General features: G+C 35.9%; 12 protein-coding genes. 7 read left to right on the forward strand and 5 right to left on the reverse strand.

Features of this window, described 5'->3' with window-relative positions; all coding sequences use genetic code 11:
- The 3 genes from mnmG to AC3DU7_RS01845 all read left to right on the forward strand — a co-directional run.
- A partial coding sequence (gene mnmG, locus AC3DU7_RS01835) for a tRNA uridine-5-carboxymethylaminomethyl(34) synthesis enzyme MnmG (RefSeq protein WP_488037664.1) occupies positions 1 to 1,680 on the forward strand: 1,680 nt, incomplete at its 5' end.
- A gap of 278 nt (positions 1,681 to 1,958) precedes the next feature.
- Positions 1,959 to 2,132, forward strand: a complete 174-nt coding sequence (locus AC3DU7_RS01840; RefSeq protein WP_488037665.1) for a DUF6888 family protein — start codon at positions 1,959 to 1,961, stop codon at positions 2,130 to 2,132.
- Positions 2,129 to 2,320, forward strand: coding sequence for a DUF6887 family protein (locus tag AC3DU7_RS01845; protein ID WP_488037666.1), 192 nt, complete (start codon positions 2,129 to 2,131; stop codon positions 2,318 to 2,320). The genes AC3DU7_RS01840 and AC3DU7_RS01845 overlap by 4 nt, the downstream gene beginning before the upstream one ends.
- Before the next feature lie 202 nt (positions 2,321 to 2,522).
- On the opposite strand, the gene AC3DU7_RS01850 is transcribed toward AC3DU7_RS01845, so the two are convergent.
- From AC3DU7_RS01850 to AC3DU7_RS01865, 4 genes are all read right to left on the reverse strand, one after another.
- On the reverse strand, positions 2,523 to 2,969 hold the full coding sequence (locus AC3DU7_RS01850) for a DUF29 domain-containing protein (RefSeq protein WP_488037667.1): 447 nt from the start codon (positions 2,967 to 2,969) through the stop codon (positions 2,523 to 2,525).
- Positions 2,962 to 3,114 (reverse strand): hypothetical protein, encoded by a 153-nt coding sequence (locus AC3DU7_RS01855; protein ID WP_488037668.1) that lies wholly within the window; start codon positions 3,112 to 3,114, stop codon positions 2,962 to 2,964. The genes AC3DU7_RS01850 and AC3DU7_RS01855 overlap by 8 nt, the downstream gene beginning before the upstream one ends.
- A gap of 75 nt (positions 3,115 to 3,189) precedes the next feature.
- Entirely contained in the window at positions 3,190 to 3,591 is a 402-nt protein-coding gene (locus AC3DU7_RS01860; RefSeq protein WP_488037669.1) for an SH3 domain-containing protein, read from the reverse strand.
- 218 nt (positions 3,592 to 3,809) lie between these two features.
- Positions 3,810 to 4,385: a Uma2 family endonuclease gene (locus tag AC3DU7_RS01865; RefSeq protein WP_488037670.1), complete on the reverse strand. Its 576-nt coding sequence runs from the start codon at positions 4,383 to 4,385 to the stop codon at positions 3,810 to 3,812.
- A gap of 273 nt (positions 4,386 to 4,658) precedes the next feature.
- On the opposite strand from AC3DU7_RS01865, the gene AC3DU7_RS01870 reads away from it, so the two are divergent.
- On the forward strand, positions 4,659 to 4,934 hold the full coding sequence (locus tag AC3DU7_RS01870) for a ribbon-helix-helix domain-containing protein (protein ID WP_488037671.1): 276 nt from the start codon (positions 4,659 to 4,661) through the stop codon (positions 4,932 to 4,934).
- A gap of 264 nt (positions 4,935 to 5,198) precedes the next feature.
- Here AC3DU7_RS01870 and AC3DU7_RS01875 read toward each other — a convergent pair whose 3' ends face one another.
- The gene (locus AC3DU7_RS01875) at positions 5,199 to 5,786 is read right to left on the reverse strand and encodes a hypothetical protein (RefSeq protein WP_488037672.1); all 588 of its coding nucleotides are present in this window, start codon (positions 5,784 to 5,786) and stop codon (positions 5,199 to 5,201) included.
- An 872-nt stretch (positions 5,787 to 6,658) separates the two neighbouring features.
- On the opposite strand from AC3DU7_RS01875, the gene AC3DU7_RS01880 reads away from it, so the two are divergent.
- From AC3DU7_RS01880 to AC3DU7_RS01890, 3 genes are all read left to right on the forward strand, one after another.
- Positions 6,659 to 6,865, forward strand: coding sequence for a hypothetical protein (locus AC3DU7_RS01880; protein ID WP_488037673.1), 207 nt, complete (start codon positions 6,659 to 6,661; stop codon positions 6,863 to 6,865).
- A gap of 251 nt (positions 6,866 to 7,116) precedes the next feature.
- Positions 7,117 to 7,206, forward strand: coding sequence for a DUF6888 family protein (locus AC3DU7_RS01885; RefSeq protein WP_488037675.1), 90 nt, complete (start codon positions 7,117 to 7,119; stop codon positions 7,204 to 7,206).
- Positions 7,207 to 7,217: 11 nt separating this feature from the next.
- Entirely contained in the window at positions 7,218 to 7,409 is a 192-nt protein-coding gene (locus AC3DU7_RS01890; RefSeq protein ID WP_488037674.1) for a DUF6887 family protein, read from the forward strand.
- Positions 7,410 to 7,678: the final 269 nt, after the last annotated feature.

Raw genomic sequence — 7,678 nt, forward strand, 5'->3', positions numbered from 1 at the left:
AAAATGAGCGATCGCACTTATCTCCAAAAACGCGTCCTTAACTCATCTCGCGGACCTGCTGTTTGGGCGTTGCGCGCTCAAACTGACAAACGGGAATATGCTGCCGTTATGCGTAACATTGTCGAAAACCAAGAAAACCTCCGAGTTCGGGAAAGCATGGTCACAGATTTAATTCTGGGAGACAATGACGAAATTATTGGAGTAGAAACCTACTTTGGTGTTGCCTTCAAATGTAAAGCTGTCATCCTTACCACCGGAACATTCTTGGGGGGAGTTATTTGGGTAGGCAACAAATCAATGCCAGCAGGTCGCGCGGGTGAATTTCCTGCCATCGGTCTCACCGAAACCCTCAATAAACTTGGTTTTGAAACCGGACGACTGAAAACAGGTACTCCCGCCAGAGTTGACAAACGTTCTGTTGACTACACTGACCTCGAAGAGCAACCAGGGGATGAAAAAGTGCGCTGGTTTAGCTTCGACCCGGAAGTTTGGGTGGAAAGGGAACAAATGTGTTGTTATCTGACCCGCACTACTGAAGAAACTCACAAACTAATTCGCGATAATTTGCACTTGTCTCCTGTTTATGGTGGGTGGGTGGATGCGAAAGGTCCCCGTTATTGTCCGAGTATTGAGGATAAAATTGTTCGCTTTGCTGATAAAAGTAGTCATCAAATATTTATTGAACCGGAAGGTCGTGATATTCCTGAACTTTATATTCAGGGGTTTTCTACTGGTTTGCCTGAGAAATTGCAATTACAAATGTTGCGGAGTTTGCCTGGTTTGGAAAATTGTGTAATGTTGCGACCTGCTTATGCTGTGGAATATGATTATTTGCCTGCAACTCAATGTTATCCGACGTTGATGACAAAGAAAGTTGAGGGGTTATTTTGTGCTGGTCAAATTAATGGTACCACTGGATATGAGGAGGCGGCAGCTCAGGGTCTTGTAGCGGGAATAAATGCGGTTAAATTTGTTAAAAATCAAGAGATGATTATTTTCCCCAGGGAACAAAGTTATATTGGTACTTTGATTGACGATCTATGTACAAAAGATTTGCGAGAACCCTATCGAATGTTGACGAGTCGTTCCGAATATCGGTTGATTTTACGGTCCGATAATGCTGACCAAAGACTAACTCCTTTGGGTCGAGAAATTGGTTTAATTGATGACCGTCGGTGGGAGTTATTTGAGAGTAAGCAAGCTAATATTACTGCTGAAAAAGCTCGGTTAAATTCAACTCGAATTAAAGAATTAGAGGAGGTGGCTATTAATATTGTTGCGGATACTCAGACAAAAATTAAGGGTTCCATTACTTTGGCTGAACTTTTGCGCCGACCAGGTTTTCATTATGTGGATTTGGAAAAGTATAATCTGGGGAATTTAGATTTGAAATTAGTTGAAAAAGAGGGAGCAGAAATTGATATTAAATATTCCGGTTATTTGCAAAGACAACAGAATCAAATTGACCAAATTAGTCGGCAAGAAAATCGAAAATTACCTGCTAATTTAGATTATTTTGCTATATCTACTTTGTCGCTGGAGGCGCGGGAAAAATTATCGAAAGTTCAGCCTTTAACTATTGGGCAGGCGTCTCGAATTGGGGGAGTAAATCCGGCAGATATTAATGCTTTGTTGGTTTATTTGGAGGTGCAATATCGACTTGTGGGAGTTAAAAATTAGGAGCTTTTATAGGGTGTGTTAATGAAATGTAACGCACCTCTAAAATGTTAATTTTCGGTGTGTTATACTAAGGAAATAGACAGTTATACAGTTAATTTTCGGTGTGTTACTGTTGTGGGTTAGGTAGATCGTAGTAGGGGCGAATGACAATTATACCCTACTTTGAATGACAGAAAAAGGTTGTTTTGCCCATGTTTTTGCCTTTTTTTAATTACTCCTTCTGCCTTACTTCATACTATTATGGGTAAGTTTATTAGAACGGTATGAGGTGTGAACTAATGCCCACAGAAATACAGGCGGTTAAATGTTTTATTTGGTGCCAAAGAATTACACAAATGTATTTACCAATTTCTCTAGTTAGACTAGATGAAAGAAGTAATAATATTTTCATTATCGCAGGTGAAGATATCGAAGTTTTAATTGACATAAATGGAGAGGTAACAATTCTATGAATCATCCTAATTTTCAAACCATGAATCAATCAGAATTACGAGCTTATGTATTGGCTCATCGAGACGATACCGAGGCGTTTTATGCCTTAGCCGATCGCCTGACATCTAAACCAGGGCGTAAGTTATCTGACGCAGATTTAGAAAGATTACCTGAAATTTTGGCAGAAATTAAACAACAAAAACAATAAGTAGTGCGAACGATATTCCTGTAGGGACGTTCCATGGAACTTCTCTACATTGTGGTGTAATCGTATTGATAGAGGATAGAGATGTTATACCATTTTGAAAAAAGAATGTTACAAAACTCTAGTTATAGGGAACAGGGAACAGGGAACAGAGAATAGACAAAAGAGATTCGTAGCAAACATTTATCAAACTGGTATTAAGTAACTACTCTGGAAGCCAATCTTCATCCAATATCTGTTCCAGAGAATAAGGGTTAATTTCTGGTAACTGAAGTTCTGATTTAATTTGAGCGCTTTTTCTAGCTTTACTATAAAGATAGTCAAGTCGTTCAGCTAAATGATTTCGTAAATTTGTTGTGAGTTTGTATTCTAATTGAGTCCGAAAAGCAAAAATTTCTCCACGCCAATGCCTAGAGTTATTAGCTCTTTCTTCCTCCCAATATTGATAAAGTAGTAAATGTTGAAGAATTAAAGTCACAAAACTTTCAACAGCACTTTTTTCACTTCTACCCAATGCTTCTAATTCCTCAATTAAGTTCTCATAATCTAGGTTTTCTAATTGTCGATTATTTAGTAGTTTGATTGTTTCTTCTAACCACAGGAAATAATCTTCTTCATAAAGTAATTTTAGATCGGTAATTTGATTAACCATATTTTATGTCTATTTGTGAAAAACTTAGCGATCGCGCAAAAAAATTTCGATAATTTTCGGTATCTGTCGATAAATTGCAATTCTGTAGGGGTTTAGTCTCTAAACCCTTTCTTGATATTTCATCGTAATTTAGAATAGTTTTCATAAAAATAGAAGACAATTAATCGAGAATGAAAAATAGCAATTTCCTAGAGGTTTGGTTTCCAAACCCCTGATTGACTTAGGGAGGACACCTCAACTGCAAAAAATCCTCCGATATCCACCCTCTGTCTTTAGCAGGAATTATACCCTCTGGTTTACCTTCTCGGTTTTTGACGATCGCATACCAATTTTGGCCTTGTGTATCCGCCTGACGCAGTGGATATGGACCAGAAAAGGGATCGCCTTCATTGAGAATAATCACATAATCACCCACGCTTACCGAGTCAATCACCCGCGAACTTGTCCCCGGACTTGAACGAATATTAACCTGTGAACCTCGCCAATGGCCAAGAACTTCAGCAGCACAGTTAGTACCAAGAGATTGAGCATTAGCGCGGGGTGTAGTTTGTATTAAAGATGGTAGTATTATAGGCGCGATCGCGACTACAATTAAAAATTGTTTGGTTGTGAGTTTCATCATTTTACGATTCTAGAAAAATCCTTCGCCCAATAGAATCTGTGATAGCTTAGAGGTTATTATATCAGAGAAAAGTCGATAAAGCCGATTACTTTTAAACTGCTGATTTATTAGAAGTTTCTACTCTAACTGCTATAATTAACTTCATGTTGAGTTAAAATCTTAGTTTAGTAGGGTGCGTATTTACGGGTAAAATTCAAAATCTAATGACTCCTCTTTAACTACCAAATTCTTGTCATATCTAATATAAATCCAGGCAAAACATCTTCACCAGATAATATTTCAGGAGAGTCTAATATTTCCACATCTTTACCAGCACGATAAATTTCTACTTGCTGATTTTTAGGATTAATTAACCAACCTAACTGCATTCCATTTTCCAGATATTCTTTCATTTTTTCTTGAGTTTTAGGTAAGCTGTCGGAAGGTGACATTAATTCGATTAAAAAATCAGGACAAAGAGGTAAGAATTTAGTTCTTTGTTCGGAAGTTAAATTATTCCATTTTTCTATAGTTATCCAGGAAGCATCGGGAGAAAGATTAGCACCATTAGGGAGTTGAAAACCTGTGGATGAGTCGAAAACTATACCTAGCTTTCTTTGCTCATTCCAAATCCAAATTTTAGAAATTAATCCAGCGTTATAACTGCCAGTTTCTCCTCCCGTCGGCGAAATAATAATTAAATCTCCTTGAGAATTTCTTTCAAATCTTAAATCCGAGTTTTTTTGACAGAGTTGAAAAAATTGTTCTTCTGTCATGTCAATTACTGAGTTAAGCTCGATAGTCAAATTTGTCATTTTGGTTATTTATTCCTCAGAGTTAACTACCAAATGTCATATCTAAATATAAATCCTGGTAAAATATTCTCTCCAGATAATGTTTGAAGAGAGTCTAATATTTCTACATCTTTACCAGGAAGTTAAGAATATTTATTATAACTGATTATCCAATGTTTGAAGTTAAAAGTTAAAGATTTTTGTAGGGTGGGTTTTGCTGCGTGACATGAAAAGCGTTTACGCAGCATTCCGCAATAAAGGATAGAATTAAATATAGTTTATTTTTTAAATTGGATGATGAATATTATCTTAAGTCCCGAACAAGAAAAATTTCTTCAATCCCAAATTACTAAGGGAAAGTATACCAATATTCAACAGGCCATTGATGTTGCTTTAAAACTATTAGAAAAACAAGAACAAGATTATCAAGAATGGCTTGATGAAACTCGCGCTCAAGTTAAAGTAGGTTTAAAACAATTAGAAAGGGGTGAAAAAGTTGATGGAGAAATTGTTATTGCACAATTAAAGCAAAAAATTCAGCGGTTGCGAGAGGAAAATTTAGGTGAATAAATATAGTTTATCTCAAGCAGCTATTCGCGATCTAGATGATATTTATGATTATTTTAGTAACTTTAGTTTTGGTCTCCAAACCCTTTCTTAATATTACACCGTGATTTATAACAGTTTTCATAAATATAGAAGACAATTAATCTAAAATGAAAAATAGCAATTCTGTAGAGGTTTGGTCTCCAAACTCCTTCTTGATATTCCATCGTAATTAATAACAGTTTTCATAAAAATAGAAGACAATTTCAAGAACTATGAATTCTATGTTTAATCGTTGGAGATGCCAGAGGTATTTCTGTCATGCAATGTAATTGTGCAGGTAAGCAAAAGTACCCTTAGATGCTCCAATGCTACTTCAATTTCTAACTGTTGATCTAGGCTAAAAAGACCATACACGGAACATCCATAGTTGGACTCAGGTTCCTGTGCAGGTTTAACTACAATTTTGCATTCCATTAAAAGCTCCCGTAAACGCTCCAGTGCCATTTCCACTTCAACCTTTTTTTCTGAAGTGAAAACCCCAGTTATAGCTATTCCTCCTTTAGATTGTGGTTTTTTTTCGGTAAAGGAAGTAACGATAAGTTCTTCAGAAAATTTGGCAACGGTGGTACTATCACTATTTTCCCAATCAACGAGGGACTGCCAGTCTTCTATCCCTACAACTTTACATAAGCTTTGAAAATTTTTAACTGAAACAGGTTTGCCACTAATAAAGCGTTTCAAGGTCGATTCGGAGACATATGCTTTTGCCCACCACTGCCACTCTATTTTATTCCAACCTTTTTTCTTTCTGGCTATATCAATCATTTCTATACCTTCTTTGTTAAGTTTTATTGAACTTGGTTTTCTTCCCATAACACATTTTTATTTTGGTTACAAACTACTACTACTACCTTTTTTTTACCATACTTAACAAAAAACTGTGTGGTCATTATTAGTTTATAAAAATGCCATAATGATTGGGAAAACTTAACCAAAATCATTACCTTTTTGAACCAAAATTAACTTTTATATTCCAACTTCAATAAATAAGGCGATAATTCAAATATAATATCAACTTTTATATAATATCAACTTTTATCTGATGTAATTTTTCATACAATAAGTACCTACTTTTATATAATAAATATCAACTTTTATATAATAAACACGATACCTTATTAGTTATGAACTTTTACATGATGTAAAGTTGTTTTTGTCAATTTGTCTGATTTTATCTAATTCTTTAAATGGTATTTAGACGTTTTTGAACCAAAATTAACACCTTTTTGGTATTGCAACCTTCAATACATAAGGCCATAATTAAGTTAAGTCTAAGGCTATTTAGAAAAGGGGTTTTCTAAACCGTAAAACAAGTAATCTTAGTTCTATGACTCCTGTCTTTCGGTTAAGCTGCTACTACTACTTATCCAAAGTCGAGTTCTAAGTGTTTAACGGTATAAAACTATTAAGATAGAGACGTAACAACTACTTAAATTCTCCGAATCCTAAAACAAGTAATCTTAGTTCCATGACTCCAATCTTTTGGTTAAGCTGCTACTACTACTTATCCAGAGTCAAGTGCTAAATGTTTAACGGTTATTCGGCTAAATCTAAATCAGCTCAATACCTCCAATTTTGTCTCACTAACTCTTACCTAAAATTGAGGCAAAGTTGGGCTATGTTTTTCTTCAATATTAGTTAAAGTGAAAATTAAGTAGCTTGACCTTTAATACTGGAGAATAATAATGGAAAATTACTCTCAAGAAAACCAAACACAAACAACTTCTATCGAAGTCCAGGAAGTTAGACCTAATTTAATAGATAAAATTACCGACTTAGCAATGGAAAATCAAGAAGTTGGTTTGATCGTTGGTAGTGCCATTGGTACTTCCATAGTTATTTGCGCGATCGCTCACTCAGCAGCAAAAGTAATCCGCGCCGTTCGTGGATAAAGGTTTCCCTGGGGTATTAACATGAGGCGACTTCCTAGTTATCCCACTCCCATGTTTTTGCCTTTTTTTAAATGTTTACCGAAAAATTCAGGTATAAAGTCTCTCCATTCATGGAGAAAAAAGCGGTCGAGGGACGGCGAGGTTTCCTCGCCATATCCATGAGACCAAGAAAAGAAAAAAAATCCTTTTATTAAATCCTCTTATTTATAAGAAGAGGTAATTCTAAATTCTAAATTCTAAATTCTTGAACAATTTCTCTAGTTAGACTAGATGAAAGAAGCAATGATATTTTCATTCTTGCAGGTGAAGATATCCAAGTTTTAATTGACAGAAGTGGTTAGGTAAAAATTCTATGAATCATCCTAATTTTCAAACCATGAATGAATCAGAATTACGAGCTTATGTATTAGCTCATCGAGACGATACCGAGGCATTTTATGCGTTAGCTGACCGTCTAAAATCTAAACCAGGGCGTAAGTTATCTGAGGCAGATTTCGAGATATTACCTGAAATTTTAGCAGAAATTAAACAACAAAAACAATAAGTATTGCGATCGCTTTTGTAGAATTATAGTTTCACTCAGTCCGATAGGGTGCGTTAATGAAATGTAACGCACCACCTACATGGTATTATAGCAATGTGCGCTGGCTTGCTTTACAAATGTCAGGAACTGTCCAATAGCTAAAAGTTTTATATAATAAGCTTTTTATCCCCCCTACTGCCTCACAGGAGTCAGCATTCCCTCACAGGAGTCGGCGTTCCGCAAGCGAGCTGACGCCGACGCGGGGTCCGACCGCTTGCGCCTAGCGGCGG

The sequence above is a fragment of the Okeania sp. genome, assembly GCF_983059655.1.

Bases quoted from the DNA above. Each gene is read 5' to 3' on its own strand.
- AC3DU7_RS01840 (WP_488037665.1), top strand. From the start codon at position 1,959: ATGCCCACAGAAATACAGGCGGTTAAATGTTTTATTTGGTGCCAAAGA.
- AC3DU7_RS01845 (WP_488037666.1), top strand. From the start codon at position 2,129: ATGAATCATCCTAATTTTCAAACCATGAATCAATCAGAATTACGAGCT.
- AC3DU7_RS01850 (WP_488037667.1), bottom strand. From the start codon at position 2,969: ATGGTTAATCAAATTACCGATCTAAAATTACTTTATGAAGAAGATTAT.
- AC3DU7_RS01855 (WP_488037668.1), bottom strand. From the start codon at position 3,114: ATGAAAACTATTCTAAATTACGATGAAATATCAAGAAAGGGTTTAGAG.
- AC3DU7_RS01860 (WP_488037669.1), bottom strand. From the start codon at position 3,591: ATGATGAAACTCACAACCAAACAATTTTTAATTGTAGTCGCGATCGCG.
- AC3DU7_RS01865 (WP_488037670.1), bottom strand. From the start codon at position 4,385: ATGACAAATTTGACTATCGAGCTTAACTCAGTAATTGACATGACAGAA.
- AC3DU7_RS01870 (WP_488037671.1), top strand. From the start codon at position 4,659: ATGATGAATATTATCTTAAGTCCCGAACAAGAAAAATTTCTTCAATCC.
- AC3DU7_RS01875 (WP_488037672.1), bottom strand. From the start codon at position 5,786: ATGGGAAGAAAACCAAGTTCAATAAAACTTAACAAAGAAGGTATAGAA.
- AC3DU7_RS01880 (WP_488037673.1), top strand. From the start codon at position 6,659: ATGGAAAATTACTCTCAAGAAAACCAAACACAAACAACTTCTATCGAA.
- AC3DU7_RS01890 (WP_488037674.1), top strand. From the start codon at position 7,218: ATGAATCATCCTAATTTTCAAACCATGAATGAATCAGAATTACGAGCT.